We start from the raw sequence: 26,586 nt of genomic DNA on the forward strand, positions 1-26,586 counted from the left end.
TTCGAAGCCAGCGGGAGAACGCATGTCCACCTTCAACGGCCTACCGGCCCACATTCTGCTCGTTCACTTCATCGTGGTCCTGGCACCGCTCACCGCGATCCTCGCTATCGCCGCCAGCATCTGGTCCGGTGTGCGCAGCAGGCTCGTCTGGCTCATTGCAGCCCTGGCGGTGTTCACGCTGGTGCTGACTCCGCTGACGACCGAGGCGGGCGAGTGGCTCGAGAAGCGCGTCCCCGAGACCGCGGCGGTCGAACAACACACCGAGATCGGTGACTGGATGATCTACTTCTCCGTCGGCTTGGTGATCGTTGCCGCGGCACTCGTGTTCCTGCATCTGCGTGAGCGTCGCGGCAACCCGGCCGTGCGGTGGCAGTCGATCGCGGTAGTGGTCTTGGCAGTGGTGATCGGAGCGACCACAATCGTCCAGGTGTACAGAATCGGAGAGTCCGGCGCTCGCGCCGCGTGGGACGACGTATCGGCAACGGCCGTCGATGAGTGAGCCCGAGCCGAGCCTGCACGAGCACGAACCGCACGGAGATCTGTCCGGTCGCCTGAACTGGCTACGAGCCGGGGTGTTGGGGGCGAACGACGGCATCGTGTCCACGGCTGGTCTGGTCGTCGGTGTCGCGGCCGCCACCACCGACCGAGGATCGCTGCTGACTGCCGGTCTCGCGGGTCTCGTTGCGGGGGCCGTATCCATGGCACTCGGTGAGTACGTCTCGGTGAGCACACAACGTGACGCCGAGCGTTCGTTGCTGATCAAAGAGCGCCGGGAGTTGGAAGAGCAACCCGAGCAGGAACTGGCCGAGCTCGCGGCGCTCTACGAGGCCAAGGGGCTCTCGGCCGACACCGCGCAGACCGTCGCTCGCGAACTCACCGAACACGATCCGTTTGCCGCACACGTGGACGTCGAATTGGGAATCGACCCGGATGCGCTGACGAATCCGTGGCAGGCGGCCGGGTCGTCGGCGGTGTCGTTCGTCAGTGGCGCGCTGCTGCCGCTACTGTCCATCCTGCTGTTTTCCGCGTCGCTGCGCGTCCCGGTGACATTCGTCGTGGTGTTGGTAGCTTTGGCACTGACCGGAAGTATCAGCGCGCGTCTCGGCGGTGCGCCCGCTCGGCCGGCAGTGACCCGGGTCGTCATCGGTGGTGCAATCGCGATGGCTGTCACCTATGCGATCGGCCAACTCGCGGGCGTCGCGGGTATTTGAGGTCAGCGGAAGATCGAGGTGGCGGCTTCTCCGGTTTCGGGTGCCACCACATCTTGGACGACGTCGAACAATGCCACCGAGATGACGGAGAACGCGAGGACGAGAACCAGTCCGGCGGCGAGGATTCCGCGGTCGGGACGGTGCCGTGGTGGTTCGCTGAGGGCCTGCACGCGGCGCACGACGTCGCCCCCGGTACTGGCCAGAGTGCGGGTTCCATGGTCGAGGTGGGCCCGCAGCAAAGCAGTTCTGGCAATGGCAGACAACGTATCTCGACGGCCCAGAGCGGCCGCGCTCTCGTCTGCTTGACGCTCCGCTGCATGTCGTACTGTGGCGGACAGCGGCCTGAGAATCGGATCGATCAGGGCTCCGATCTCGCACATCTGGATCCACACGCTGTGACGGTGCCGCAGGTGAGCGCGTTCGTGTTCGATCACCGCGCGTAATTCGTTGTTCGACAGCGCTTCCGCCAGGCCGGTCGTGATCACGACGGCACCTCCGCCGGTGGGGACGGCGAAGGCGTCGGGAACGTCGGAGTCGACCACGACGATGCCGCCTGTCGCTCGCGCCTCGTCACCGAATTCGGATGCGATGGACGTACTGATTACAACGCGTCGAACATGGCGAGCCACCTCAACCGAGCGCCAGAACATCAACGCGCAGAGTGCAATTCCCAGCGATACCCACACAACCTGAGCCGACGCCAGAAGGACCGCGGCCAGCGCGGCCAGGGACGCGGCGACTGCAAACGCGGTGACCATCGACAGGATGGGGAGCAGAACGACTGCGGTCGACGGGTTGAGTCGGCGGTCGATGTGGGCGGCTCCGAACCCCAGCAGCAGCGACAGCACCCACGGCAGCACGGCCACGATCAGGAGCAGGGTCATCGATGCTGCTCGGCTGCGTCCGACTTGGCGAGTAGCTCTCGCAGCGTGGCCTCGTCCTCGGGGTCGAGTGAGGCCACGAAGTTGGCCAGTACGTCCGCACGTTCGGCTCTCGCGCCGAGTTCGGTACGCATCCGCATCGCGGCCCGCAATGCGGGGATTTCATCGACCGGGGCATTGAGGGTGTAGACGAAGGAACGCCCGCGACGCTCGCGATCGACGAGACCTTTGCCGTGCAAGCGCACCAGCGCGGTCATGACAGTGGTGTGAGCGAGCTCCGAACCCAGATGCTCGCGCGCCTGGGCCACCGACAATTCCGTGTGCTCGCCGAGCAACTCGAGGATCGACTCCTCCAACTGTCCGGACGCTCTACGCACTGCGATTCCTCACTCGAGTCGGGTACTTCGAGGATAGGCCAGTTCGATGTCCCTTCACTATCCCGCGGCCTCGAGAATGTCGGTCAACGCGTCGATCAAGGCAACCGTGCGCGGTGACGGCGGTCGGCCCTGCATGGTGTGAATCTCGGCCCGACGTTGGGCAAACACCGGATGCACGAGCGGGATGTAGGTCAGGCCCAGTTTACGATCGCCGCCGAGGTCGCTGACGAGTGCGACGCCATCGCTCGATCGTGCGAACTCCAGAATCGGAGCCAGCCGCTCGCACTGTAGGCCCACGTGCGGCGACAGTCCTTCCAGCCGCACACCCGCGTCGAACAGTTCACGTTGACTCGAACCGGTGGTCGACAGCGCAAGGGGATATGCGCAGATGTCGGTCAGGTCGACACTGTCTCGGTCGGTCAGAGGGTGGCCGGGCGCGACGACGGCGCAGATGGGCACCGTGATGGAATGCTCGACCGTCACGTCGGTGCGGCGACCGAGCGAGAAGGTGACCGCGACGTCCGCTCGGGCGTCGACCACTCGTCGACTGGCCTCCTCTCGCCCCACCACGTCCAAGGTGAACGTGACGGACGGGTGAGTCCGGTGGACCGACGCCATGGCCCGTGGAACCACGGACTGCGAGAACCCCTCGGTACAGGCAACGGTGACGGTTCCGTGCTCGGTGGCGTCGACGCTGCGTATTTCGGCGAGAAGGGTCGAGGACTCCACTTCGTGTCGGCGTGCGTGGGCGAGGAGGCGATGGCCGGCTTCGGTGAGCGTCATTCCGCGGGCATGGCGTGCGAAGAGCGGCACTCCGACGTCGCGTTCGAGCTTGGCGATCTGCCTACTGACCGCCGACGGAGCCAAATGTTGTGCCGCAGCCGCCTCGGTGACGGAACCGGTTCGCGCTACTTCGCAGAAGTACGTGAGAGCAGAGGGCATCAAATGCAACGAGATCGCTCCTTCTTTCACAGCACGGTCACAGCGGTGACACCTGATCGTCACCGAGCCTCTGTCGGTCCGAGCGTTGCTTCGAAGGCAACGCAGGAGGCCTCAATCGGCAATGGTGTAGACGGTATCGGGCTCGCTACTGTCAGGCGAACACCAGGCCGACGGCGAGGGAGATTCGATGAAACGCGACCATGTGATCGCGCAGGCCCAGGACTTCTACGATTCGGGTCAGTTCCACCGCGAATTGTCCGAGCTCGTGTCCGTTCCGTCGGAGAGTCAGTCGGCGGCCGGACGGGTTGCGTTGTCGGCATATCTGCAGGATCTTCTGGTGCCGCGGCTCGAGGCACTCGGGTGTGCGGTCGAGACGCACCCCAACCCGGTCGCGGACGGTGGCCCCTTCCTGATCGCCACCCGTCACGAGAGCCCTGACTTGCCGACCGTGCTCTGTTACGGCCACGCCGATGTGGTTCTGGGTATGGCCGAGGACTGGTCTGACGGTTTGTCGCCGTGGACTCTCGTCGAACGGGACGGCCGGCTCTACGGCCGAGGAACCGCCGACAACAAGGGCCAGCATCTGGTGAACCTCGCCGCACTGCGGACCGTTCTCGATGCCCGCGGCTCCTTGGGGTTCAATCTGACGCTCCTGTTCGAGACGGGGGAGGAGATCGGATCACCCGGACTCGAACAATTCGCGTCCGACCACCGCGAAGAACTCACCGCCGACGTGCTGATCGCCTCGGACGGACCACGTCTCGATGCCCACACGCCGACACTGTTTCTCGGTGCCCGCGGGGGAGTGGACTTCGATCTCGTCGTCGACCTGCGTGAGCGCGGCTACCACTCGGGCAACTGGGGTGGACTGCTCCGCAACCCGGCAACCACCCTGGCCGGTGCCATCGGAACGCTCGTCGACGGCCACGGCCGCATTCTGTTGGACAGCCTGGTGCCCGAGCAGATTCCGGAGTCCATCATCGAGGCTCTGCGAGACGTCGAGGTCGGCCGCACCCCGGGCGATCCGGTTGTCGACTCCGGCTGGTCGGCCACCGAATTGTCGCCCGCCGAGCGGGTTTTCGGGTGGAACACACTCGAAGTGATCGCCATGAGCGCAGGCAACATCGCCGAACCGGTCAATGCGATACCCGGCCAGGCGCGAGCGCGGCTGCAACTGCGGTACGTCGTGGGTACCGACCTCGACGATCTGGACGCGCGGCTACGACGCCACCTCGATGCGCACGGCTACTCGATGGTCGCCGTCGAAGTCGGCATCTCGTTTCCCGCGAGCCGAACGGACCCGAACGATGGCTGGGTCCGCACGGTCGCGCGGTCGGTCGAGCGCACCGTCGGATCTCCGGTGACCGTGCTGCCCAACATCGGTGGGTCCCTGCCCAACCATGTGTTCACCGACACTCTCGGCATTCCGACGGTCTGGATGCCGCACTCCTACCCGGGATGCCGTCAGCACGCACCCGACGAGCACATGCTCGCATCCATCGCTCGTGAAGGTCTTGCGATGGCCGCCGGCCTGTTTTACGACATCGGCAATGTCGCCGGTGGTCATGACGCACCGCTCGAATCCGCCAGCGCCTCGCGCTCCTGAACATCACCGGAGAATCCGACATGTCCACTGCACACGTCCATCGAACCCCCGATCGTGACGGCGCGGGTGAAGCCGTTGTGTCCGTGAAGAATCCGGTCCGTGCGATCGCGGCCGCCACTATCGGCAACGCACTCGAATGGTTCGACATCGCCATCTATGCGCTGTTCGCCATCTACATCGGACAGAACTTCTTTCCCTCGGCCGACCCCGGCGTGCAACTGGTTCAGACGTTCGCAGTCTTCGGAGTCTCGTATCTGATTCGCCCCCTCGGCGGGCTGATCCTCGGGTCCTACGCAGACCGGAAAGGGCGAAAGAAGGCTCTGGTGATGAGCATTCGCCTGATGGTGCTCGGAACCGCGTTGATCGCCTTCATGCCCAACTACGACGACATCGGCATCCTCGCCCCCATCGGAATCATCGTGGCGCGCCTGATTCAGGGTTTCGCTGCAGGCGGCGAATTCGGAGCGGCCACATCCTTTCTCGTCGAACAGAACGGCAAACGTCGCGGATTCTTCGGCAGCTTCCAGTTCGCCAGCCAGGGGCTGGCAACGCTGATGGCGGCCTCGTTCGCAGCCGGACTGACCGCGGTGTTGTCCGAGGCCAGCATGGTGGACTGGGGTTGGCGCGTCCCCTTCATCTTCGGGCTCATGGTGGGCCCCGTGGGATGGTTCATTCGCCGGCACGTCGACGAATCACCGGCTGTGGTCGCCACGTCGGACGTGCCGAAATCGCCTGTGCGCGATCTGTTCAAGAACCAATGGGGAGGAATCCTCATTGCCGGCGGTGTGCTGGTGGTGTCCACCGCGCTCAACTTCATTCTGCAATACCTGCCGACCTTCGGCATCAAGCAACTGGGACTGAACAACTCGCTGTCGTTCGTCGCACTGATGATCACCGGTGTGATCCTGACGGTGGTGACGCCGTTCGTCGGTCAGCTGTCCGACAAGGTCGGCCGTATCAAGATCATGTTGCCGTCGGCAATTGCGATCGGCGTGAGCGTCGTTCCGCTGTTCATGTGGCTCATCGCGGTGCCGTCGTTCCTCACGCTCGCTCTCGTCATGACCATTCTGGGTTTGTTGAAAGCGCTCTACTTCGGCGCGCTGCCGTCGGTGATGTCCGACGCGTTCCCGGTCCATTCGCGGGCCACCGGACTGTCGTTCGGATACAACGTCACCACGGCGATCTTCGGTGGATTCACTCCGACGATCGCGGCCGCTTTGGTTGCCGCGACCGGACAAGCGGTGTCTCCGGGCTACTACATCCTCGCGGTGTCCCTGGTCAGTATTGCTGCGCTCATCGGCGCAGTGCGGATCCGCGGAATTCGATAGCTTACGAATACCTAGCGGTCGGCACGGATATGTAATACGGTGGACTCACCAGCCCACCACCTCGAGGACCAGCGATGAGCGTCGAAGCCAATACTCGCGCGATAGAGAAGACTGTCGTCACCGACTTCAGTGACCGCATGAGCTACGGCTCCTACCTGGACCTCGACACGTTGCTCAGCGCCCAGAAGCCGGTGAGCACCCCGGAGCATCACGACGAACTGCTGTTCATCATTCAGCACCAGACCACCGAGCTGTGGCTCAAGCTGGTGCTGCACGAGACGCTGGCCGCGCGTGCGGCTCTCGATGCCGACGACATCGGCACCGCGCTCAAGTGCGTGGCCCGGGTCAAGCACATTCAAAAGACGCTGACCGAGCAGTGGTCGGTGCTGGCCACTCTGACGCCGACGGAGTACTCCCAGTTCCGCGACTTCCTCGGCAACTCGTCGGGCTTCCAGTCCTATCAGTACCGGGCCGTGGAGTTCGTGCTCGGCAACAAGAATGCGGGCATGCTCAAGGTATTCGAGTCCGATCCTGCTGCGCACGAACAGCTTTCGACTCTGCTGCACGAGACCAGCCTGTACGACGCCTTCTGGCAGTCGCTGGCGCGGCAGGGGTACGACGTACCGGCATCGGCCCTCGACCGTGACGTCACGACGGCATACACGTTCAACGAGGACCTGATGCCGCTGATCAAGTTCGTCTACGAAAACCACACCGAACATTGGGCGGTGTACGAGGCATTCGAGGAACTCGTCGACTTGGAGGAGAACTTCCAGCTCTGGCGCTTCCGTCACATGCGCACCGTGCTGCGAACCATCGGAATGAAGAGCGGGACCGGAGGGTCGAGCGGCGTCGGATTTCTGCAGAAGGCACTCGAACTCACCTTCTTTCCCGAATTGCTCGCTGTGAGAACGGAAATCGGACGATGATGGAACGTGCACTCGAACTCGACGCCCAGGATCCTCTCCGCAGCTATCGCGACAAGTTCCTCGGTAGTGACGACCCGTCGATCACCGCGTATCTCGACGGCAATTCGCTGGGCCGGCCCACCAAGGCAAGCGTCGAACGGATCAACACCTTCATGACGCAGGCCTGGGGAGGGCGCCTGATTCGCGGCTGGGACGAGCAGTGGTTCGATCTCCCCGTCACCATCGGCGACGCCCTGGCCGACGCCACCCTGGGGGCAGCGCCGGGGCAGACCACCATCGGCGATTCGACGACGGTACTGCTGTACAAGCTGGCACGGGCGGCGATCGCGATGCGCCCGGACCGCACCGAGATCGTCATTGACCGTGACAACTTTCCGACCGATCGATATCTGCTCGAAGGCATTGCAGCAGAGCTGAATATGACCCTGCGATGGATCGAGACGGACCGCCGCGGTGGTATCGAGCCCGAACAACTCGCCGAGGTGGTGGGGGAGAACACCGCCCTGGTGGTGATCACTCACGTCGCTTACCGGTCGGGCTTCCTCGTCGACGTTGCCGAGGCAACGCGGATCGCGCACGCGGCCGGCGCTCTGATGCTGCTGGACGTGTGTCATTCCGTCGGTTCGGTACCGTTGGAATTCGATTCCTGGGGAGTGGATCTGGCCGTCGGGTGCACCTACAAGTACCTCAACGGAGGTCCGGGATCGCCGGCCTTCGCGTACGTGCGCAGTGATCTTCTCGACAATTTCGTCCAGCCGATCTGGGGGTGGATGGGCCGGGCCGATCCGTTCGAGATGGCGCAGGGTTACGTTCCGGCACAGGGTGTTCGACGCGTCATCAGCGGTACACCGTCGGTGTTCGGAATGATCGCGATGCAGGACACCATCGAGATGATCGCCGAGGTGGGTATGGACGCAATACGCGCGAAGTCCGTTGCGCTCACCGAATACGCCCTCGAGCTCGTCCGAGAGATGCTGGTTCCGCTCGGGGTCGAGATCGCCTCACCCGAGGACTCGAATCGACGCGGCGGGCACGTCACCATCGACCATCCCGAGTTCAAGGCGATCACCGCTCGTCTGTGGGAGCAGGGGGTCATCCCGGATTACCGAGCGCCACACGGTATTCGACTGGGGCTGAGCCCTCTCAGCACTTCCTACCGCGAGGTGTATCTGGGGATCGTGGCTATCCGTGACGAACTCCGCGCCTAGCACCCCCGGGGCCATCCTCGACGACTTCGACTCTCGTCCGGGCAGCGCCACCTCACTCGTGCGTACGGTGCTCGGGGCCTACGTTCGCCCGCTCGGAGGGTGGTTCGCCATTGCCGATTTCGTCGTATGGTTGGACGCGCTCGGGGTGCCACCGGAGAGCACGCGCATCGCGGTGACCAGGTTGAAGAAGAAGGGCGTCGTCGAATCGAGTACTCGTGAGGGTCGCACCGGCTATCGCATCACCGAACAGGCCGACGCGATGTTCGCGCGCGGCGACGGTCGGATCTTCGGCTTTCGGCGGATGGCCAACGGCGATCCATTTCGGTTGATCTCGTTCACCATCCCCGAGACGCAACGCGCCGCGCGCCACCAGCTGAGGCGTCGGCTCACCGGAATAGGCTGCGGCACAGTCTCACCCGGTCTGTGGATCGCACCCGAATATCTCGCGGACGAGGCCGGTGCCATCGTCGAGGCGTTGGAACTGTCGCAGTACGTCACGACGTTCGTCGCGTCCGAGATCGCGGCTCCCGCCACGCTGCGCAACAGTGCCGAGCTGTGGTGGGATCTGGCCGGCATCGCCGATCGTCACCGGGCATTTCTCGACGCCTTCGACGGCGGGTCCGCGGCTCGGAATTCCCGCGACGCGTTTGTCACGTTCGTCCCGTTGCTCGACGAATGGCGCGTCATTCCCTACGTCGACCCTGGTCTTCCGCCGTCCATGACGCCGGAAGACTGGCCGGGCACCCGGGCCGTCGCCACGTTCGAGACGGCCCGGGAGCGTTACTTCGACCTCAGTCTTGAATGGGTCGCGTCCTAGCCATCCTGGTACGACGGCTCGCGCTTCTTGATGTACGAGATGACGCGGTACGTGATGGGCATGACGATGACCTCGGCCAGCGTCTTCCACAGGAATCCGACGATGACGTAATTGATGAAGTCGGTCCACGTGGTGATGCCGATGACTCCGGCGGCGATCGAGCAGAAGATCAGGGTGTCGAAGAATTCGCCGACGATGGTCGAGCCGATCAGTCGCGCCCAGAGGTGCTTTTCCTTGGTGCGTTCCTTGATCTTGACCAGGACGACGGAGTTGAGGAGCTGCCCGACGGTGTAGCCGGCGAGACCGGCCAGGACCAGTCGGGGGACAACGCCGACGACGCTCTCGAGGGCGGCCTGGTTCTCGTAGAACGAGGCGGCGGGGAGTTCGATCGCGATCCAGAAGCACACGGAGGTGAGCAGCAGGGAGCCGAAGCCGAGATAGATCGCGCGGCGCGTGGCTTTGAAGCCGTAGACCTCGCTGAGCACGTCACCGAGGATGTAGGCGAGGGGGAAGAGAAAGAATGCGCCGTCGGTATTGATCGGCAGGATTTGGAACGGTCCGAGCATGACGTCGGACGAGGCGAAGAAGGCGACACCTTTGCTGGCGGCCACGTTCGAGATCAGCAGCGTCGCCACGAAGAGCGCGACGATGGGGGCGTAGTAACCCTTGCTGATGTGAGCGAACGTGGCCTGCCCAGACTCGGTGCCGCCGTTGGCGGCGGTGTGTTCGGTAGTAGTCACCCCTGGATCCAAGCACCGAGACGACGATGGGCGCGAATCCCCGGGTGAGGGATGCGCGCCCATCGAGGCGAGTTACAGGTCAGGCGACGCGGCCACGCACCGTGACGCGGTAGGCATAGGTTCCGGCGATGATCGTGATCGGAATGGTCACCAGCAGACCGAGACCGACGGGGATCGCACCGACGATGTTGAGGCCGACCAGGGCGAGGGCGAGGACGAAGAGGGTCCCGCCGTTGGACGCGATGGCCTGAGCGCTGGCCTTGATGGCGGGAATCGGCTCGTCGCCGCGATCGATGACGAACTGGAAGGTCCACCACGTGAAGAACGTGATGACGATGCCGGGGACGATCAGCAGGACGAAGCCGATGCTGGTTGCAATACCGACGAGGATGCCGGCGATGATGACGGCGGCAACATTGCCGAACTGGAAAAAGGACCCGAATGCGGGCTTGATTCCGTCGACCTCGTGCAGTGCGCCGCGGACGAGTGCCGCCTGGATGAGGAGTGCGACGACTCCTATGACGACACTGAAGATCAGGCTGAGAAAGAAGCTGTTGGAGCTCAACACGTAGTTCAGTACGCCCTGGATGATCGCGGCGATCAGGACGATGCCGATCCAGACGAGTGCGTTCTGCTTGAACTTCTCGAAGCCGTAGCCGATGGCCGTTCCCACAGACAGCTGCGTCGGCATCGGTGCGTCACCAAACGACGGAGGCGGCGGGTAACTGCCCTGTGGGGGAGGTGGGTAGCCGCCGGGTGGTGGGTAGCCGCCTTGCTGGGGGTAATCGCCGGGAGGAGGCGGGTAGCTGCCGGGTGGCGGGTAGTTGCCCTGCGCGGGTGGTGGGTAGTTGCCGGGTGGTGGGTAGCCGCCGCCCTGCGGCGGGGGATAACCACCGGGGTTCTGTGGATCCTTGTCGGGGTCGTAGCCGCCTGAGGTCATTTTGTCCTTCTCCCTCGGGATGAGTTGTCGCGGTCACTGTACGTCCGATTGATCCCGAGTTGGGTCCTGTCGCGTTGCAACGTGATCTCGATCGGTTGGTGGTCAGGCGATCGAGGGGTCGAACACCCACGGTTCGCGCGGTACCAGCGTCGGCTTCCACTGTTCGAGTAGTTCCTCGGCGTTCTTTACGTCCGGCACACCGAGGGAAGCGGTGATGAGCGACCAGGCATCGGGTCGTTCGCGCAGCGTCACCGCGCCGTCCCGTTTGGCCAGACGCTTGCCTTCGATGTTCAGAGCGAGGGGCACGTGGACATACGTCGCGGGGGTCAGGCCCAAGAGTTGAGCGAGGTAGCCCTGCCGAGGCGCGGAGGTGAGCAGGTCGTCACCGCGCACGATCTGGTCGACGCCTTGTGTGCCATCGTCGACGACGACGGCGAGGTTGTAGGCGGGGACGCCGTCGGATCGGCGGAGGACGAAGTCGTCCACCTGGCCTCGGAAGAGTCCGTGCAGCTGGTCGACGATGGTGAATTGTGTTACCTGCGAACGTAATCGAATGGCCGGTGGGCGGTCCTTGGCTGCTCTCTGGTCTGCGGACAGATTTCGACAGGTTCCGGGATACGCGCCGTCGGGAGCGTGGGGTGCGGATGCGGCCTGGAGGATTTCCCGACGCGTGCAGAAGCATTCGTACGTCATCCCCGCTGCGGTGAGCGCCCGAATCGTGGCGTCGTATATTTCCCGACGCTCGGATTGACGCATGATGGGCCCGTCCCAGTCGAGTCCGATGGCGGCGAGGTCTTCGAGTTGACGTTGTTCGGAGCCGGGCTTCACACGATCGAGGTCCTCGACGCGCATCACGAAACGTCGTTCAGTGGAGCGGGCGAAGAGCCAGGCTAGTAAGCCGGTGCGCAAATTGCCGAGATGCAAGTCGCCGGAGGGACTGGGAGCGAAACGTCCGGCGGGCATGGGGACAACTCTAGGTCGCGTGCTGCAGTAGTTGCTCGAGGTGGAGCAGTGAGGTCGCCTCGAGGTCCGGGGCCGTGAAGTGCTGCGGGTAGGTGGTGCCCGTGCGGTTGATCCAGGCCGTGGACAGTCCGGCACGGTGGGCACCGTCGATGTCCCAGGGGTGGACGGCGACGAGCATGGCCTCGTGGGGTTCGACGCCGCACCGATCGAGTGCGTATCGGTACGACTGTGCGGCGGGCTTCCACGCCCCGGCGGCCTCGACGGACAGCAACATCTCTGCGTGTTCCAGTACTCCGGCCCCTTCGAGCAGTTTTTGAGCGACGCCGACCGCGCCGTTGCTCAGGGTGATCAGCCGGATCTCGAGCGCAGTTAGTGCTCTGATGCCGTCTGCTACGTCGGGATGCACGTCCAGACCCATGAAACCGCCCATGATGTGCTCGACGGCGTCGTCGATCTCCCGATTCAGCGCCTCAGGCGGCAGCATCACTGCAAGTAGCCCGGATGCGACGTCAGCGAAGGGCCGCGCCGCGCCGACCGCGGTGAGTGCGAAGCCGTCACGCAGAACACTCGCGAACCACAGTGACGCGAGTTCGGTGGGAGCTCCCACGTCGGCGAAGCGCTCCGACAACGGCGACATGTCGGACAGCGTTTCGTTGACGTCGAAGACGATCACGCGCGGTCGACGCAGCGCAGGTGACTCGTTCGGGTTGTCGATATCGTTCACGAACTGAGCTCCTTGGGGTGGTTCTCTTTTCCTCGAGCAACGACGAGGCTCACCCGACCGTATCGACATTCTCTGTATCGCGAGTGGACCAGCAATTGCGCAAGCCGTTGCAGTTGTCGGTGACGGGTTCGGAGATCAGCGGGCGCTGTAGCTGACGCCCGCCCAAGTTGGCTTGGCAGTTCAGTCAGGAGTTGGCAGGTGTGTCTTGACTGAACTTGTTCTGCCAAAGGCCATCTCGTTGGAGCCAGAGCGAGCTGATGAACATCGCCTCGCCCGCGCTGCGATGAGGTCGGAGGTAGTCAGCGCGATAGCAGAGCATCGCTGCATTTCCAGAAACTTCGATCAGTTTCGCTTCCGAGATCGAGTAAGACGCGATGCTGGGTCCGTCAGCTAGTTGGTTTGCGTGGTCTGCCCTATTGGCGAAACCGGTGGGATACACCCCGACGAAGTCGGCAGAAAGTAGTTCGAGATCGGCGTCTGCGTCGCCGTTGGCCAGCGCGTCCCAGACGCGAGACTCGAGATCGATGAAGAACTGGACTCCGAGGTCGTGCATCGGGTCAGTATCGCAGCGTCAACGGCGGGTGTAGGGGTGTTGATATCCGAATGATGCCCGAGCCGTAGGTCGATGAGCACGGCGAGCACGACACCTTTCTGAGCTAGGTGAGACCTGTTGCTGTAGCGAGGTATTCGCGGGCATTGCGAAACGTGCTCGCCACGGCGCGTCCGGCCACGGCTGAGCTGGTCGTCATCCAGTGCTGCGAGGACGGCGGTGCCGTCAGTGTGCATCCAACCCCTGGTTGCGCACCAACTGGTGGATCCCCTTGCCGTGCAATGCCGAGATGCCTTCGACCCGAATGCCCAGGGGATCGGCGGAGGCCGCGAGGTGGTAGGCCTTCTTGCTGGTACGGCCGGTTTTGACCTTTTTCTCGAAGCTGGAACACCGCGTCCGCGGCGGCATCGACGGCAGAGTTCTGCTCGTCGGAACCGGGCTCGGCGTCCGACAGCAGCTGCAGCTCGGCGTCCAATTTGCCGAGCAGGGTGCGAGATACTCCAGATCGCTCATATCGAGTCAGTGACGCCCCATCGAACGATGGTCGAGTCAACTCGTGCGCCCTTTCCAGGGATCGGCGGCCGCACTCGATCACCATCGAATCGTTTACGACCCCGAGCGCAGCCGACTGGCAACAAGTGGTGGCGAAAGATCGGGGCCCCACTTGTGCTCCTATCGAGACCGAGGCTTTCGGCTGTGTTGTGTACCGTCCTGGCATGGCCAAGTTCCCCAAAGTTCGAGAGCAGCACATTGCCGTATTCGGCGAGAGCGGGTCGGGCAAGACCGTTCTTCTTTCGTCGTTCTTCGGCCGGACCCAGGAGGGGTCGTACAAGAACGATCTCTGGGATCTTGTCGCTGATGACGCTGGCCAGGGCGCTGGGCTGTACCGGCATTACCTCCGTATGCGGGACAAAGCGGTTGCGCCGATGCAAGACCGGTTCAAGAACACCACCTACTATTTCTCGGTCAAACTCAAAGGGGGAGAGAACGACGCAGCCAAGAAAAGGCCGTTCGACGTCCTCCGGCTCGCGTGGCACGACTACCCGGGCGAATGGTTCCAGGAGGAGCCCAGCAGCGCGGCAGAACATGACCGGCGTACCGACACCTTCCGTTCTCTTCTTCAGTCCGACGTCGCAATTCTGCTGGTAGACGGGCAGAAGCTGCTCGATCACCGCGGCGAAGAACAGCTGTATCTCAAGTCACTCATGTTGAACTTCCGCCAAGGGCTTCTACGACTCAAGGATGACCTGCTCAAGGACGGGCCCATCGAAGAGTTCCCGCGAATCTGGATCTTGGCCCTGTCGAAAGCTGATCTGTTGCCAGACTGGGACGTCGACACATTTCGCGATCTGGTCATTCTTGAGGCAGCCGAAGACGTCGAACACCTTCGATCAACCGTTGCCGGATTCATCGAAGCTCCGGCAGCCCTGTCAATCGGCGAAGACTTCGTGCTGCTCTCATCAGCCAAGTTCGAGCTCAAATCAGATGATCCGCAGCCGGTCGACATCGACCTGACAAAACGCGTCGGTCTCGATCTCGTCCTTCCAATTGCGTCCCTTCTTCCGCTGGAGCGCCGCGTGCAATGGCAGGAGAAGTTTGACATCCCAGGCAAGGTGCTCGACTCACTCGCCGACGGTGCCGAGTGGCTGGCAGCAGGTTTAACCGGTGAGAAATTCGCACTGCTCGAGAAGTTCTTGTCCAAAATGCCTAAGGGAGGCAAGGGAGCCTTGGTTGCCAAATTTGCACTTCCAATCCTGGCAGAAGCAGTCCAGTTGGTAGGACCGAAACTCAAGGAGATGAATGAGCAGGCACGAGCGCAGCACGACTACCTCAGAGCGACACTGACGCAGTTCAAGCTAGATCTCGAACAGGGCGTCAACGGCAAAGTCATCAGGAACCCGAAGTGAGTGGAAACGTGGCACACTCCGAGGGCTTCATCTGGGCCACCCGGGGCCGGAACTGGGGCTTTCGCTTTCTTTGCGATGCCGGACTGATCGATCCGCTGCCAGCCTACGAACGCGCCTTCAAAGACCTCCGAGACGCGCCGACCGCATGGTGCCGCGAAGGCGGGGAAGTCGCGCTGCGCTTTCCAGATCCCCTCGGTCGTCGCGATTCAGCCCGTCGTGTAATACCCCACGAGTTCGTCATCTTCGGCGACCTCGCCACTGCTGTCGACTCCGTGGAGGACGGTCTAGACGAAGTGTGGCCGTTGGTGTCTGAGGTATACGCGAGTATTTGGGAGTCCCCCAACCCATCGGTTGGCTGACGGCCGCGGTTGGCGAATTTCGCTGAGTGTACTGTGGCAGCTGAGAATCTGGGGTCCTAGCTCTCCAACTCTGAACTGTTGTATCCAACCCTAAGGTTAACCCGGACAGAAAAGTTGTTTTCTGGGTAGTAGGTTGAGTTACGCGTAAGCTGCGGTCGTGGTTAACGACGAATCCGCAGTCTGGGACATACCTGAGCTGGTCCGAGTCGTGACAGGACTTGAGCCCCTGAAGCAGTTCTGGTTTCGAGGTCAGGGGTGCTCGACAAGGCATCTTATGCCCTCCCTGTGGCGTCGACTTACTGAATCGGCGGTAGACCCCCCTATCATGGCGAGGCAGGTGCTGGATGCCGAAACGCGGCTGCTCACCCGATTTCGCCAGCGGAGCCTTCCGTACTGGCCTGCGGGTTACCCTCAGAGCGACTGGGAGCATTTATTTGCCATGCAGCACTATGGTGTTCCCACTAGGTTGCTGGACTGGACAACAAGCCTTCTCATGGCCGTTTTCTTTTCTCTAGAACACGATCCAACTCGCTGTGAGTGTGGAACTGGCAGCTGTACTCCAAACATCTGGATTCTCGACCCAGTCTTGCTGAATCAGACTAACCCACGGCTCGACGGCTTGCCTGTAGGAATTCTCGCAACAAGCGATAAGCAATCCGAAAACTGGGAGCCTGGTGTCGACGAAACTCTTTTCGCCCCCGCTCCGGTTGCAATCTATGGCACTCATAACAGCGAGCGGATTGCGGCCCAGCATGGCGCGTTCACAGTCGGAGGAAAGACAGTAAAGCCGTTAGATGAGATCGTCACCGATGGCCGAGTTCTGAAAAGTATCTCGTTGACGGCCGAGCGGAAAGTCTTACGATCGCAGCTGCAGCTCCTAGGAGTGTCTCGAGCGTCAGCTTACCCAGGACTAACTGAGGTAGCTTATGACATAGCGGAAGAAGAAATTGGATGACGGATCTTGAGAGTCAGGTATCGGCGGCGCGCCGCGAGGTGTCGGCAGATACGATCAGCATGTCTGTAAGCGAATTGACGAATCTCTACAAGGAGGGGATTCTGATAATCCGGCCAGAGTTTCAACGATTGTTTCGATGGTCGACCGAGCAGAAAAGCCGTTTGGTAGAGAGTATTTTGCTCGGAATCCCGATACCCTCTATTTTCGTCGCGCAGGACTCTGGGGGGAAGTGGGAGCTCGTGGATGGTCTGCAGCGAGTCAGTACCTTACTTCAACTGCAGGGTCTACTTCCCTCGTCGGGTACCCCAAACGGTCCGCTCGAACTGACGGCCACCACATACCTCCCTGATCTTGAAGGAAGAAGCTGGGGAGCGGCTGGTAAAAGAGGCCTTTCGGATGCGCAGATGCTCGACATCAGGTTGGCCAGACTGGATCTCAGGGTCATCAAGCGCAGTTCAGATCCCAAGGCGAAGTTTGATCTATTTCAGCGCCTGAATAGCTACGGCTCAACGCTTACTCCGCAAGAAATTCGTACGGCGCTCATTGCTGGGGTCAATTCTGATGTACTTACTTGGATACATAAACTGAGTCAGCATGAGAGTTTTGTCCAGTCGCTATCGCTGGGGGATCGGTTGCTGGACGAGCAATTTGATCTCGAATTGGTTTTACGTTTCCTAATGCTTCACAATCGAGAACTCAAAGGAAAGCGTGGTGGTCTTGGAGACTTTCCAACCAAATTGGACAATTGGGTCATCGATTTTGCTGAGAAATTCCCGGCAGGCGCGAAACTGTTGGAGTCTACATTCATGCAAACTTTCGATGCTATCGACCAAGCTGGGTCTGAGTCGGTATTCCGAAAGTGGGACGACGGAAAAAATTCTTTCAGAGGGGGATTTTCAAGTACATCGTTCGAATGTATTGCGCTCGGAATAGCGTTCCACGTTGCAAACGGTAGTAGTTTTCGCGATGATGTGATCGGGGCTGCCAAAGAATTGTGGTCGAAAATCATACCGGAAGAGCTAGGGACTGTGACGGGTCTTGCAACCGGTGACAGGTTTGCTAAGACGATACCGATAGGCCGAAAATTAATGTCGCGAAAGTAGTGTCTGACTTCCTTGACGGACGAAGGGGTGAATGCATCGAAATATGATCCGGGAGTAGAGAGGAGCCCAATCAACAGAGTCTCACTCGATGGAATGAGTGCTGGTCCGACCAGTCGAGAGGCGTGCAAAGATCCTTATCTAACAACAAATCTCGCCCCACCTGGAATCCTCAATCCCACCGCATCCCCGACCCGCACCGAGGATCCCGCCGCCAACTCCACCTTCACGGTCAAGGATCCAACGGTCACATCGGCAATGCTGCGAAATCCGGTAGGCCGCAGACCCGAAACAACCCCACGAATCCCGTTGTCATCTAGCGTGATCAGCTCATGTCGCAACAGCAACACGGCCGGCCCGGCCGGCAGATCTACACCGTTCACTTCAAGCTCACCTAGCTGGGAACGATGCATCCCAACCCCATCCCACTGCCCTTCGATTTCGTTCATCCCACCCATCAGGCGCGAGACTGCAAGCGTGCTCGGGCGCGTGTAGGCCGTCGCGATATCGGAGTGATGCTCCAATCGCCCGTCGATGAGCACCGCCAGCGAATCGGCCAGCACGGCCGCTTCCTGCTGATCGTGAGTGACGAGCAGCAGAGTCTGATCCAGCGTCGAACGCAATTCGCGTACCAGGTCGTGCATCTCGGTGCGCAACACCGGGTCCAGCGCACTGAAGGGCTCGTCCAACAACAACACTCGCGGTGAGCCGGCAAGCGAGCGCGCCAACGCCACCCGCTGGGCCTGCCCGCCCGATACCCCGGACACTGCTCGATCACCGATGTCGCCCAGATGCACGAGGTCGAGGTACTCCCGGGCATGTTCGCGCGAGTGCTTTCGACTCTCCCCGGCAGCGCGGTAGGCGAAGCCGATGTTGTCCAGCACGCTCATGTGTGGGAACAACATCGGACGCTGGAACACCATCCCCACCCCGCGGTTCTCGGCCGCAACGCCGTTCACCTCGAGGCCGTCGATGCGCACCGTCCCGGCAGTCGGTGAATCGAGGCCCGCGATGAGCCGTAACGCTGTGCTCTTACCAGAACCCGACGGCCCTAGAATCGCCGTGCAGGATCCCGGTGACACGGTGAGATCCAACGAATCCAGAGCCGCAACCGATTGACCGGCATGCACTTTCGTGAGTCCGTGAACGGACAGTTCGACGCTCATCGGGCATTCCTACGACGCAGCCGGGCCAGCATGAGCACCAGCAACAACGGCGGCACCACGGCGGCGACCGACAGTGCAGCCACCACCGAATCGTTGCCGGTCCCGGCGGCGAACGAGGCGACGAGAATGGGCACGGTGACCAGTCTGCCTCCACCGATCAGCAGGGTGATCACGTAGTCGCTCCACGCCACGAGGAATGCGAGCAACGCCGCCCCCGCCAACGCCGGAGCCAGCAGCGGAATGCGAATTCGCCGCAGCACCATGGCATTCGACGCACCGAGAGTGCGTGCTTCCTCCTCGTAGCCGATGTCGTACGCGCCGAACGCCACTCGCATCAGATACGTCGTGTACGGAATGGCCGCAACGGTCAGCAGCGCTATCACCGCCATCGTGCTCGGAATGCGTGATCGCAGCACCAGGACATCGAGTCCCAAGGCCACGGCAAACGGGGGCAGGGCCAGCGGAGCGAAGAGGATCCCGGCCACGAGAGCGGGGAAACGCACAGTACCGTTCACGAGTACGCGAGCGGCCAACGCACCCAATGGCGTTGCGATGGCGGCGACGGCCAGAGCGAGCAGGGTAGACCGCACGAACGCATCGACGCCCCCGGCATCGAGGGCGCTGCGGACGCCGTCGAATCCCCATTCCTGGGGAACCGAACCGGGAAACGACCAGCGATTGCTGTTGGCCCACAAGACAACCGGAATCAGCGGCAGTAGGAACCACAGGACCAGCACGGCCCGACCGAACGCTGGAAAGACCCGAGTCACTTCCATACCGCCGATCTGCGCAGATAGTGCAGTGCCACTGCGGCCACGACCACCGTCAGCGCGGTAGCGATCGTCGCGGCAGCGGCTGCCTGCGGACGCGTCTGAAGATCGATTGAGGTGAACAGTCGAATTGCCATCACCGACAACGGCTCCGGATACGGGCGACCCAGAATACGGGCCACCTCGTACGATCCGACCGTGTAGGCGAACGCGATGGCCGCCGATGCGATCAGAGCGGGCCGAGCCAACGGCAGCGTGACCAAACGGAGCCGAGCCCACCGACCGGCACCCAAGGTCGCAGCCGTCTCGTCGAACGCAGCTACCCGGGTGGCGAGCGTTCCGGCCACGACGACGGCCACGAAAGCCGATTCCTTCCAGGCGTATTCGGCGACAACGGCGATCCACCACCGCCCGCCGACCACCTCCGGCCAGCCGCCGTCGGTCATGCCGAGGATGCGGGGCAGCATTCCCGAATCCGCTAGCAACAGGGCCATCGCCGCTGCCCCGATCAGGTGCGGCACCGTGACCGTTAACCCGGCAGCGACCAACGCGGCGCGTCCACCCGACAAAGCCGTCAGCGCCGCGGCAAGCCCGATCACCGTGGCCAATGCCGTCGAGACGATGGCAATCGACAGCGTCAGCACCACCGAGCGCCAGAGGTCGCCGCCCAGAGCGGAGTACGCGTCGACCGATAATTCGGGGGTTCCGACCAACGGCATCAGACCCAGGCTCTGCAGCACCACGGTTCCGAGACCGCCGCCGACGACGAGAACGACCAGCACGACGGCGGGGAGCACCGCAGCCGTTCCGCGCCAACTCTTCGTGGACGCGCTCACTGACCGGCGAGCACGCTTCGACGCCAACCCTCGTCCAGCGGCGAGACCCAGTCCGCCGAGAGTTCGGGATGGGCATTGGCCGAGAGCTCTTCGTAGGAGGGGACGACATCCGACGGTGCCAGACCGTCGAAACGCGCCCGAACATCAGCAGGCACCTTGTCGAGATCGAGAACGGTGAACTGACCCCACACGTCCGGCGTCGACGTCGCGAGTTGTTGTTCGGGCGACAACGCGAGATTGGCAACCACCTGCGCCGCGGCCGACTTCCCCGACGTCGACGGAATGGCAAGGAAACTCGCATTCCCGACGGTTCCCTCGTCGAGAGTCAGGACGCGGGTCTCCGGTGGGAAGGTGCCGTCGGCGACGAGTTTCGGGAGGGTTGCGGGGCCGTACGTCATGGTCATGTCGACCTGGCCACCGGCGTAGAGGGCGTCGAGCTCGGAGGAGGACTGCGGATACGTCGTGCCCTCGCGCCACAGGGACGGGGCGAGCTCGTTCAACTGATCGAACATAGCCGGGGCCAGGCGGTCGTAGGAGTCCTGATCGAACTGCGCGGGAACCTCGTCGACACCGCCGGAGGCGTTGATCAACGCCTCACGCACGAACACCGAGCCGGTGAAGTCCGGGGGAGCGGGATAGGTGAAGCGGCCCGGGTTCGCGCGAGCCCAATCGAGCACGCCGTCGAATGTCGTCGGCGGATCGGGAATCGCTGCCGCGTTGTAAACCAGGGTGAATTGAGCTTTGTGCCAGGGTGATTCGCAGTTCTCCACCGGGGTGCCGAAGTCGTCGAGCAACAGCGGATCCTCGGGATCGGTCAGCTCCATGTTCGGCAGATTCTGCGTCCAGCCGCACAGCCACGCCCCGGCCTGCTTACCGGTGCCGAAGTTCGCGCCGTTGACCCACACCAGGTCCACTTCGCCGTCGGTGACCCCGGCCTGCCGCTCGGACAGGATGCGGTTGACGGCGTCGGTCGTCGATTCCACCGGCACGCGGCGCAGCGTGACGCCCGCTTCGGCCGCCGCGGGCGTGAGCACGTCGTCGACATAGGCATTGCCCTGCTCGTCGCCGCCGTACATCCACAGCGAGACGGTCTGCCCCTGTGCCTGCTGTTCGATCTCGCTCCACGACTGCGCCTCGGCAATCGGTGCTTCCGAATCCGGCGCAGCGCAGGCGGTGAGCAGCAGCCCTGCGCTCGCCGCAATCGTTACTGCGCGCCGTACCGATCGAATCACCGTGGGCCCTCCAGATCAGCCGAAGCAGCCGTCGTCGACGCTGCCCTCACCACCGTAATCGGTCGTATGGGACAACCGCTGAACACGCGGGCACACCGGTCGTGTGCACAATGGATCCTGACCGCCGGACGAGAGGCACACACCGTGACGCAGGACCGCCCGACGCGCAGTCGCCGCGGCACCACCCTGAAATTGCTCGCGGCTGCCGTGGTCGTCATCGCCGTGGTGATCGTGCTCGGGACCGTCGACCTACCCGATCCATCGTTCATCCGTGACCGAGTGGCATCGGCCGGGCCGTGGGGCATCGCGCTGTTCGTCGTGCTCTATGCCGTCCTGTCGGCAACCCCGTTCCCTGCCAGCACGTTGACCATCGCGTCGGGACTGCTGTTCGGATTGGCTGTGGGCGCCACCGTCGTGGTGTTCGCCGCCACGATAGGGGCGTATCTCGGGTACTGGGGAGCGCGGGCGCTGGGACGCGGCCAGGTGGCCCGCACCGAATGGGACAGGCTCCGCCGGCTCGACGCCATGCTCGGACGACGCGGATTGGTGTCGGTTCTGCTCGTGCGTCTGGTGCCGCTGCCGTTTTCCCTGGTCAACTACGCGGCCGGAGTCAGTGCCGTGGGGCAACGTGACTACGTGGTGGGCACCATGGTCGGGATCGTGCCCGCGACCGTCGCGTACACCGCGCTCGGGGCCTACGGGACCTCGCCGCTGTCCTGGCCGTTCGCCGTAGCACTGCTCGCGGTGCTGGCGATCGCGGCCGGCTCGGCGCTGTTGGCCCGACGTCTCGGATTGACCGGAGCTGCCGAATGATCGACAGCTTTCTGCGCCGGCACCTCGAAGGCCCGCTCGATCGCTGCGCCTCCGCCCTCGACCGCCCCGCGATCACCCCGGACCGCATCACCGCCGCAGGACTCGTACTCGGCCTGGGTAGTGCAGTGGCCGCGGGCCTGCAATTCTGGTTGCTCGCGTTGGCATTGTGGATCGTCTCCCGCAGCGCCGACGGTCTGGACGGGCCGCTGGCGCGCAGGCGGGTGACAACTGCCGGGGCAGGCGGATTCTTCGACATCACAGCCGATTTCGTGGTGTACGGAACCACCGTGGTGGGTGTCGCGGTGGGTGCCTCGGCCGCGTACGACGCCCCGTGGTGGCCGTTTCTACTGGTGCTGTTGGCGTATTACATCAACGGCACGGCGTTTCTTGCGTTCTCCTCGATTGCCGAGCGCACCGGTCGCACCATCGACGACGGCCGCTCGCTGTCGTTCCTCGGGGGATTGGCCGAGGGTGCCGAAACCATTGCGGTGCACAGTCTCTGGCTGCTGCTTCCCGGCATATCGTGGCAGATCGCCGTGGTCTGGGCGGCGGTGGTCGCGTTGAGCTCCACCCAACGGATCATCGCCGGGTATCGCGCCCTTTCCTGACAATCCATGTGCCGCGCACCTTCGCCAGTGCGGCCGTTGCTCGGGAAATCACCGGAGAACCCAACTGCGCCTTCACGTCCGCGATCGCCGCGTTCCACGGCCCGTCGTTGTACGTCGGATACGGGTGCGTTGCCCCGGCGAGGTCGCGGGTACGCAGCCCCTGCTCGATGGCGATGATCAGCTCCCCGATCGTCTCGCCCGCTCGCGGTCCCACCACACAGGCCCCGACGATGCGACGCTTGGCATCGAGCACCAGCGTTGTCGATCCGTTCGTCGCTCTTTCGGTGACGGCACGGTCGACGTGGTGGTGGTCGAGGGTCTGCAGCCGTAGTCCGCGACTGCGAGCGGTCCGCATATCGATTCCCGCCGAGGCGATCTCGGGATCGGTGAACGTCACCCGCGGGGTTCCCTGCGTACTCACTTTACGGTTCAGACCGAGTCCCGCATTGCTCGCAGCCAGACTGCCGTGCACACCGGCGGTGTGCGTGAACTGCGGGTGGCCGGTGAGATCTCCGGCCGCCCAGATGCGGGGATTGGTGGTCCGCAGATGCGCGTCGACCCGCACGAATCCGTTGTCGTCCAACGACACTCCGGCAGTGTCCAAGCCGAGGGACGCGGTGCGCGGAGTCCGTCCGGTGGCGATCAGAACTCGGTCGAAAGCGAGCTCGACGCCCGTGTCGGTCACGGCCGAGCCGTCGTCGATGCGTACGACGGCCGTCGAGGTCAGCACCCGCACACCCTCGTCTGTCAGTGCCTGCGTCAGAATCGACGAGGCCTCAGGGTGCTCGCGGGGCAGAATCGTCGCTGAGCGCCCGACCAGAGTCACGTGCGACCCGAGACGCGACAATGCCTGCGCCATTTCGCAACCCACCGATCCGGCCCCGACGATCAGCAGACGCTCCGGCAAGCGCTTCAAATGCCAGAGGGTGTCGCTGGTCAGGTAGTCCACGCGCTCGATGCCGTCGATCGAAGGCACCGTCGGATGCGCGCCGGTGGTCACGATTGCCTGACCGAAATGCAGCGTCCGCGTACCGACGGAGACGGTGTTCGGACCGGTGAAGACAGCGTCGCCGCTGATCACATGGACCCCAGCCTCGGTAAGGGCTTCCGGTGAATCGATCGGCGCGATCTCGGCAATCGCACCGTGCACGTGCTGCATCACGAGCGCGAAATCCACGCTCGGCGGCTGGGTGACGATGCCGAACCGGGACGCGGATCGAACCGTCTGTGCCACCGAAGCCGCCGCGAGTAGTGCTTTGGACGGCACGCATCCCGTCCACAGGCAGTCGCCGCCGGTGCGGTCCCGCTCGATCAATACGACGCGAACGCCGAAGCCGGCCGCGGTCTTCGCCGCCACGATGCCTGCGGTACCGCCGCCCACCACAACCACGTCGGCGCGGTTCTCGGGCACACTCGAAGACGAACGACGGATTCCCATACCTCCCACTATGCCCCGCCCTTGAACGGACCCGACGATGAAACGACCGACCAAGTACACGACGTCGGCGAGCCTGTACGACGTGATCTCCTTCGAATGGCCGGTGTATCGCGCAGGACGGGAGGCTGCGTTCGAGTTGCTGAATCTGCCTGCTGGAAGCCATGTTCTGGATCTCGGCTGCGGAACGGGGCTGAACTTCGCCGGGTTGCAGCGGATGATCGGCACGACCGGTTCGATCACCGGGGTCGACGCCAGCCCGCAGATGCTCGAACAGGCCCGACGGCGAGCCGACCGGGCCGGTTGGACCAACGTCACGCTCATCGCGACCGACGCCACCGCCATGACGTCGGCGGATCTGGGGGAACAGGCCCCGTTCGATGCGGCTCTGAGCACCTACGCGCTCTCGCTGATGACGCCGTGGCGGACGGCCCTCGATGCGATGATCGCGGCTACGCGAGTGGGCGGCGTCGTGGCTGTCGTCGACATGCAGCGGCCCGTGGGCCGGGCGGCGGTGTGGACCCCGCTGGCGAAGCTTGCGTGTCGACTCGGTGGGTCGGATATCGAGGCTCATCCGTGGACGGCGATGACGCCATTGCTTCAGGATCTGTCGACTCGTGCTGTTCGCGGAGGCCACATCCAGGTTCGAGTCGGGACTGTGAGCCCTCGCCTGGCAGAGCGGAATCCATAAACGAACGCGTCTGCGCTGCCTTCAGTGTATCGCCGGGGTGGGGGCTTGCGGCAAGACCCCGTCGGCGGTGCACAATCCTCCGGCTACCGACACGGAGGAGTTTTCTATGGCAGACATGGCTGACACACCGGAGCGATTTCGCGTCCACGAATCCGGTGCTTGCCAGGAGCGCAGCCTGCGGAGCGACCAGAGTTACTTTCATGGCACCAAGGCCGATCTCGAGGCCGGTGAGTTCTTGGTCCCCGGGTATCGCTCGAACTACCGCCCCGAGCACATCTCGAACTACATCTACATGACCAAGGTGCTGGACGGTGCTGTGCTCGCGGCGGAGATGGCCGTCGGCGAGGGGGATCCGCGGGTCTACATCGTGGAGCCGACCGGCAGTGTGGAGGACGACCCGAACGTGACGGACAAGAAGTTTCCCGGCAACCCGACGCACTCGTATCGCAGCGCAGAACCGGTGCGCATAGTCGAGGAGACGACCGACTGGGTCGGACATTCGCCCGAATACCTGCAGCGTTTCCGAGACGGTCTCGAGAAGTTGAGAAGGACGGGCACGGCGGTTCTCTACGACTAGGCGACACCGTCCGGTGAGTTTTCGCTCGGACCGAGGTCCACACGAGCATGACGACACAGACAGTTTCCGTTCCCGGTGCGACCTTGACCTATGACGTGATCGGCGAGCTCGAGCCCGGGGTCACACCCCTGTTGCTCATCGGCTCGCCGATGGATGCGGGTGGGTTCGGCACGTTGGCATCGCACTTCGGCGACCGGGTGGTCGTCACGTACGACCCGAGAAATGTGGGACGTAGTCGACGTGACGACACGACCGCCGCGGTCACCTTCGGCGAACATGCCGACGACCTGCATGCAGTGCTCACCGCCGTCGGCCACGTGCCTGTCGATGTGTTCGCCTCGAGCGGGGGTGCGGTCAATGCGCTGGTGCTCGTCAGCAAGTACCCGTCCGATGTTCGGACGTTGGTTGCCCACGAACCACCCGCCGGAGGCGCTTTGCCGGACCGCGAGAACATCTCGACAGTGTGCGCGAACATGGTGGCCACCTACGACGCTCACGGCCGCGGGCCGGCAATGGCCGAATTCATGTCTCTGCTCATGCACGCGGGACCCATCGACGACACCTACTTCGATCGCCCGGCACCGGACCCGGCGCAGTTCGGTCTCTCGGCCGAGGACGACGGAACCCGCGACGATGCGCTGATGTCCAACATGCGCGGGGGCGGAGTGGACTTTGCACCGGACGTCGATGCGTTACGTGCAGCACCCACCACTGTGGTGATCGGCGTAGGGGAAGAATCCGGCGGTCCCGAGGACGGTCACATCGCAGCTCGCGCAGCGTATTCGACTGCGGCGCTGCTCGGATCGGAGCCGATCGTTTTTCCCGGCGGCCACTCGGGATTCCTCGGCGGAGAATTCGGTCAGACCGGAAAGCCGACAGAATTTGCCGAGAGCTTGCGGAAAGTATTGGGCTGAAAAAGGT

29 protein-coding genes are annotated in these 26,586 nt (G+C 63.2%); 15 read left to right on the forward strand and 14 right to left on the reverse strand.

The window, feature by feature from the left end; translation table 11 throughout:
- Window positions 1–22 precede the first annotated feature (22 nt).
- Together CH305_RS11135 and CH305_RS11140 are read left to right on the forward strand one after the other, a co-directional pair.
- Window positions 23–499, forward strand: a complete 477-nt coding sequence (locus CH305_RS11135; protein ID WP_037154700.1) for a DUF2231 domain-containing protein — start codon at window positions 23–25, stop codon at window positions 497–499.
- On the forward strand, window positions 492–1,211 hold the full coding sequence (locus CH305_RS11140; protein WP_037154698.1) for a VIT family protein: 720 nt from the start codon (window positions 492–494) through the stop codon (window positions 1,209–1,211). Before CH305_RS11135 ends, CH305_RS11140 begins: the two co-directional genes overlap by 8 nt.
- 2 nt (window positions 1,212–1,213) lie before the next feature.
- On the opposite strand, the gene CH305_RS11145 is transcribed toward CH305_RS11140, so the two are convergent.
- From CH305_RS11145 to CH305_RS11155, 3 genes are read right to left on the reverse strand one after another with little or no spacing between them, the layout of a single operon-like run.
- Window positions 1,214–2,095: a M56 family metallopeptidase gene (locus CH305_RS11145; RefSeq protein WP_094703722.1), complete on the reverse strand. Its 882-nt coding sequence runs from the start codon at window positions 2,093–2,095 to the stop codon at window positions 1,214–1,216.
- Window positions 2,092–2,469 carry a BlaI/MecI/CopY family transcriptional regulator gene (locus CH305_RS11150; protein WP_094609243.1) on the reverse strand — a complete coding sequence of 126 codons (378 nt, stop codon included), beginning with the start codon at window positions 2,467–2,469 and terminating at the stop codon, window positions 2,092–2,094. The genes CH305_RS11145 and CH305_RS11150 overlap by 4 nt, the downstream gene beginning before the upstream one ends.
- A 57-nt stretch (window positions 2,470–2,526) precedes the next feature.
- Window positions 2,527–3,411 carry a LysR family transcriptional regulator gene (locus CH305_RS11155; protein ID WP_141216494.1) on the reverse strand — a complete coding sequence of 295 codons (885 nt, stop codon included), beginning with the start codon at window positions 3,409–3,411 and terminating at the stop codon, window positions 2,527–2,529.
- A gap of 187 nt (window positions 3,412–3,598) precedes the next feature.
- Here CH305_RS11155 and CH305_RS11160 point away from each other — a divergent pair, with 187 nt between their 5' ends.
- The 5 genes from CH305_RS11160 (at window position 3,599) to CH305_RS11180 (ending at window position 9,299) form a co-directional block, all read left to right on the forward strand.
- Window positions 3,599–5,017 carry a M20 family metallopeptidase gene (locus CH305_RS11160; protein WP_094703724.1) on the forward strand — a complete coding sequence of 473 codons (1,419 nt, stop codon included), beginning with the start codon at window positions 3,599–3,601 and terminating at the stop codon, window positions 5,015–5,017.
- Between the two features lie 20 nt (window positions 5,018–5,037).
- Entirely contained in the window at window positions 5,038–6,345 is a 1,308-nt protein-coding gene (locus CH305_RS11165; RefSeq protein ID WP_094703725.1) for an MFS transporter, read from the forward strand.
- 74 nt (window positions 6,346–6,419) lie between these two features.
- Entirely contained in the window at window positions 6,420–7,274 is an 855-nt protein-coding gene (locus CH305_RS11170; protein ID WP_094703726.1) for a tryptophan 2,3-dioxygenase, read from the forward strand.
- Window positions 7,274–8,482 (forward strand): kynureninase, encoded by a 1,209-nt coding sequence (gene kynU, locus CH305_RS11175; RefSeq protein WP_094703757.1) that lies wholly within the window; start codon window positions 7,274–7,276, stop codon window positions 8,480–8,482. Before CH305_RS11170 ends, kynU begins: the two co-directional genes overlap by 1 nt.
- Window positions 8,463–9,299, forward strand: coding sequence for a PaaX family transcriptional regulator C-terminal domain-containing protein (locus CH305_RS11180; protein ID WP_094703727.1), 837 nt, complete (start codon window positions 8,463–8,465; stop codon window positions 9,297–9,299). The genes kynU and CH305_RS11180 overlap by 20 nt, the downstream gene beginning before the upstream one ends.
- On the opposite strand, the gene CH305_RS11185 is transcribed toward CH305_RS11180, so the two are convergent.
- The 6 genes from CH305_RS11185 to CH305_RS29435 all read right to left on the reverse strand — a co-directional run bounded on the left by CH305_RS11185 (window position 9,296) and on the right by CH305_RS29435 (window position 13,624).
- Window positions 9,296–10,039, reverse strand: a complete 744-nt coding sequence (locus CH305_RS11185) for a queuosine precursor transporter (RefSeq protein ID WP_094703728.1) — start codon at window positions 10,037–10,039, stop codon at window positions 9,296–9,298. The genes CH305_RS11180 and CH305_RS11185 overlap by 4 nt on opposite strands.
- Window positions 10,040–10,118: 79 nt before the next feature.
- The gene (locus CH305_RS11190; protein WP_094703729.1) at window positions 10,119–10,979 is read right to left on the reverse strand and encodes a hypothetical protein; all 861 of its coding nucleotides are present in this window, start codon (window positions 10,977–10,979) and stop codon (window positions 10,119–10,121) included.
- A gap of 102 nt (window positions 10,980–11,081) precedes the next feature.
- Complete coding sequence (gene gluQRS, locus CH305_RS11195; RefSeq protein ID WP_094703730.1) at window positions 11,082–11,942, reverse strand: tRNA glutamyl-Q(34) synthetase GluQRS; 861 nt, start codon at window positions 11,940–11,942, stop codon at window positions 11,082–11,084.
- A gap of 10 nt (window positions 11,943–11,952) precedes the next feature.
- The gene (locus CH305_RS11200) at window positions 11,953–12,666 is read right to left on the reverse strand and encodes a haloacid dehalogenase type II (protein WP_256983683.1); all 714 of its coding nucleotides are present in this window, start codon (window positions 12,664–12,666) and stop codon (window positions 11,953–11,955) included.
- A 184-nt stretch (window positions 12,667–12,850) separates the two neighbouring features.
- Window positions 12,851–13,219: a nuclear transport factor 2 family protein gene (locus tag CH305_RS11205; protein WP_094703732.1), complete on the reverse strand. Its 369-nt coding sequence runs from the start codon at window positions 13,217–13,219 to the stop codon at window positions 12,851–12,853.
- A gap of 222 nt (window positions 13,220–13,441) precedes the next feature.
- Window positions 13,442–13,624, reverse strand: a complete 183-nt coding sequence (locus CH305_RS29435; protein ID WP_256983685.1) for a hypothetical protein — start codon at window positions 13,622–13,624, stop codon at window positions 13,442–13,444.
- Window positions 13,625–13,932: 308 nt separating this feature from the next.
- Here CH305_RS29435 and CH305_RS11215 point away from each other — a divergent pair, with 308 nt between their 5' ends.
- From CH305_RS11215 to CH305_RS11230, 3 genes are all read left to right on the forward strand, one after another.
- The gene (locus CH305_RS11215) at window positions 13,933–15,123 is read left to right on the forward strand and encodes an ATP/GTP-binding protein (RefSeq protein WP_094703733.1); all 1,191 of its coding nucleotides are present in this window, start codon (window positions 13,933–13,935) and stop codon (window positions 15,121–15,123) included.
- Between the two features lie 567 nt (window positions 15,124–15,690).
- A complete protein-coding gene (locus tag CH305_RS29740) occupies window positions 15,691–16,437 on the forward strand; it encodes an FRG domain-containing protein (RefSeq protein ID WP_373454553.1) in 747 nt (248 codons plus the stop codon).
- Window positions 16,434–17,540 (forward strand): DUF262 domain-containing protein, encoded by a 1,107-nt coding sequence (locus tag CH305_RS11230; RefSeq protein WP_094703736.1) that lies wholly within the window; start codon window positions 16,434–16,436, stop codon window positions 17,538–17,540. The genes CH305_RS29740 and CH305_RS11230 overlap by 4 nt, the downstream gene beginning before the upstream one ends.
- Before the next feature lie 134 nt (window positions 17,541–17,674).
- On the opposite strand, the gene CH305_RS11235 is transcribed toward CH305_RS11230, so the two are convergent.
- From CH305_RS11235 to CH305_RS11250, 4 genes are read right to left on the reverse strand one after another with little or no spacing between them, the layout of a single operon-like run.
- Window positions 17,675–18,703: an ABC transporter ATP-binding protein gene (locus CH305_RS11235; RefSeq protein ID WP_094703737.1), complete on the reverse strand. Its 1,029-nt coding sequence runs from the start codon at window positions 18,701–18,703 to the stop codon at window positions 17,675–17,677.
- A complete protein-coding gene (locus tag CH305_RS11240; protein WP_094703738.1) occupies window positions 18,700–19,479 on the reverse strand; it encodes an ABC transporter permease in 780 nt (259 codons plus the stop codon). Before CH305_RS11240 ends, CH305_RS11235 begins: the two co-directional genes overlap by 4 nt.
- Entirely contained in the window at window positions 19,470–20,309 is an 840-nt protein-coding gene (locus CH305_RS11245; protein ID WP_094703739.1) for an ABC transporter permease, read from the reverse strand. Before CH305_RS11245 ends, CH305_RS11240 begins: the two co-directional genes overlap by 10 nt.
- Entirely contained in the window at window positions 20,306–21,541 is a 1,236-nt protein-coding gene (locus tag CH305_RS11250; RefSeq protein WP_094703740.1) for an ABC transporter substrate-binding protein, read from the reverse strand. Before CH305_RS11250 ends, CH305_RS11245 begins: the two co-directional genes overlap by 4 nt.
- A 144-nt stretch (window positions 21,542–21,685) precedes the next feature.
- Between CH305_RS11250 and CH305_RS11255 the strand changes: the two genes are divergently transcribed.
- Window positions 21,686–22,354 (forward strand): TVP38/TMEM64 family protein, encoded by a 669-nt coding sequence (locus CH305_RS11255; protein WP_256983687.1) that lies wholly within the window; start codon window positions 21,686–21,688, stop codon window positions 22,352–22,354.
- Window positions 22,351–22,962, forward strand: coding sequence for a CDP-alcohol phosphatidyltransferase family protein (locus CH305_RS11260; RefSeq protein ID WP_094703741.1), 612 nt, complete (start codon window positions 22,351–22,353; stop codon window positions 22,960–22,962). The genes CH305_RS11255 and CH305_RS11260 overlap by 4 nt, the downstream gene beginning before the upstream one ends.
- On the opposite strand, the gene CH305_RS11265 is transcribed toward CH305_RS11260, so the two are convergent.
- The gene (locus CH305_RS11265; protein ID WP_094703742.1) at window positions 22,934–24,400 is read right to left on the reverse strand and encodes an NAD(P)/FAD-dependent oxidoreductase; all 1,467 of its coding nucleotides are present in this window, start codon (window positions 24,398–24,400) and stop codon (window positions 22,934–22,936) included. The two genes, CH305_RS11260 and CH305_RS11265, sit on opposite strands and share 29 nt — an antisense overlap.
- Window positions 24,401–24,437: 37 nt before the next feature.
- Here CH305_RS11265 and CH305_RS11270 point away from each other — a divergent pair, with 37 nt between their 5' ends.
- From CH305_RS11270 to CH305_RS11280, 3 genes are all read left to right on the forward strand, one after another.
- Window positions 24,438–25,088, forward strand: a complete 651-nt coding sequence (locus CH305_RS11270; RefSeq protein ID WP_094703743.1) for a class I SAM-dependent methyltransferase — start codon at window positions 24,438–24,440, stop codon at window positions 25,086–25,088.
- Between the two features lie 115 nt (window positions 25,089–25,203).
- Window positions 25,204–25,665, forward strand: coding sequence for an NAD(+)--rifampin ADP-ribosyltransferase (gene arr / locus CH305_RS11275; RefSeq protein WP_094703759.1), 462 nt, complete (start codon window positions 25,204–25,206; stop codon window positions 25,663–25,665).
- 47 nt (window positions 25,666–25,712) lie between these two features.
- Window positions 25,713–26,579: an alpha/beta fold hydrolase gene (locus CH305_RS11280; RefSeq protein ID WP_094703744.1), complete on the forward strand. Its 867-nt coding sequence runs from the start codon at window positions 25,713–25,715 to the stop codon at window positions 26,577–26,579.
- Window positions 26,580–26,586: the final 7 nt, after the last annotated feature.

This window comes from Rhodococcus sp. 15-649-2-2, assembly GCF_002258645.1.
GTDB lineage: Bacteria > Actinomycetota > Actinomycetes > Mycobacteriales > Mycobacteriaceae > Rhodococcoides.

Coding starts and splice junctions, on each gene's coding strand:
- CH305_RS11135 (WP_037154700.1), top strand. CDS start 23: ATGTCCACCTTCAACGGCCTACCGGCCCACATTCTGCTCGTTCACTTC.
- CH305_RS11140 (WP_037154698.1), top strand. CDS start 492: ATGAGTGAGCCCGAGCCGAGCCTGCACGAGCACGAACCGCACGGAGAT.
- CH305_RS11145 (WP_094703722.1), bottom strand. CDS start 2,095: ATGACCCTGCTCCTGATCGTGGCCGTGCTGCCGTGGGTGCTGTCGCTG.
- CH305_RS11155 (WP_141216494.1), bottom strand. CDS start 3,411: ATGCCCTCTGCTCTCACGTACTTCTGCGAAGTAGCGCGAACCGGTTCC.
- CH305_RS11160 (WP_094703724.1), top strand. CDS start 3,599: ATGAAACGCGACCATGTGATCGCGCAGGCCCAGGACTTCTACGATTCG.
- CH305_RS11165 (WP_094703725.1), top strand. CDS start 5,038: ATGTCCACTGCACACGTCCATCGAACCCCCGATCGTGACGGCGCGGGT.
- CH305_RS11170 (WP_094703726.1), top strand. CDS start 6,420: ATGAGCGTCGAAGCCAATACTCGCGCGATAGAGAAGACTGTCGTCACC.
- kynU (WP_094703757.1), top strand. CDS start 7,274: ATGGAACGTGCACTCGAACTCGACGCCCAGGATCCTCTCCGCAGCTAT.
- CH305_RS11190 (WP_094703729.1), bottom strand. CDS start 10,979: ATGACCTCAGGCGGCTACGACCCCGACAAGGATCCACAGAACCCCGGT.
- gluQRS (WP_094703730.1), bottom strand. CDS start 11,942: ATGCCCGCCGGACGTTTCGCTCCCAGTCCCTCCGGCGACTTGCATCTC.
- CH305_RS11205 (WP_094703732.1), bottom strand. CDS start 13,219: ATGCACGACCTCGGAGTCCAGTTCTTCATCGATCTCGAGTCTCGCGTC.
- CH305_RS29435 (WP_256983685.1), bottom strand. CDS start 13,624: ATGCCGCCGCGGACGCGGTGTTCCAGCTTCGAGAAAAAGGTCAAAACC.
- CH305_RS11215 (WP_094703733.1), top strand. CDS start 13,933: ATGGCCAAGTTCCCCAAAGTTCGAGAGCAGCACATTGCCGTATTCGGC.
- CH305_RS11230 (WP_094703736.1), top strand. CDS start 16,434: ATGACGGATCTTGAGAGTCAGGTATCGGCGGCGCGCCGCGAGGTGTCG.
- CH305_RS11235 (WP_094703737.1), bottom strand. CDS start 18,703: ATGAGCGTCGAACTGTCCGTTCACGGACTCACGAAAGTGCATGCCGGT.
- CH305_RS11240 (WP_094703738.1), bottom strand. CDS start 19,479: ATGGAAGTGACTCGGGTCTTTCCAGCGTTCGGTCGGGCCGTGCTGGTC.
- CH305_RS11260 (WP_094703741.1), top strand. CDS start 22,351: ATGATCGACAGCTTTCTGCGCCGGCACCTCGAAGGCCCGCTCGATCGC.
- CH305_RS11265 (WP_094703742.1), bottom strand. CDS start 24,400: ATGGGAATCCGTCGTTCGTCTTCGAGTGTGCCCGAGAACCGCGCCGAC.
- CH305_RS11270 (WP_094703743.1), top strand. CDS start 24,438: ATGAAACGACCGACCAAGTACACGACGTCGGCGAGCCTGTACGACGTG.
- arr (WP_094703759.1), top strand. CDS start 25,204: ATGGCTGACACACCGGAGCGATTTCGCGTCCACGAATCCGGTGCTTGC.
- CH305_RS11280 (WP_094703744.1), top strand. CDS start 25,713: ATGACGACACAGACAGTTTCCGTTCCCGGTGCGACCTTGACCTATGAC.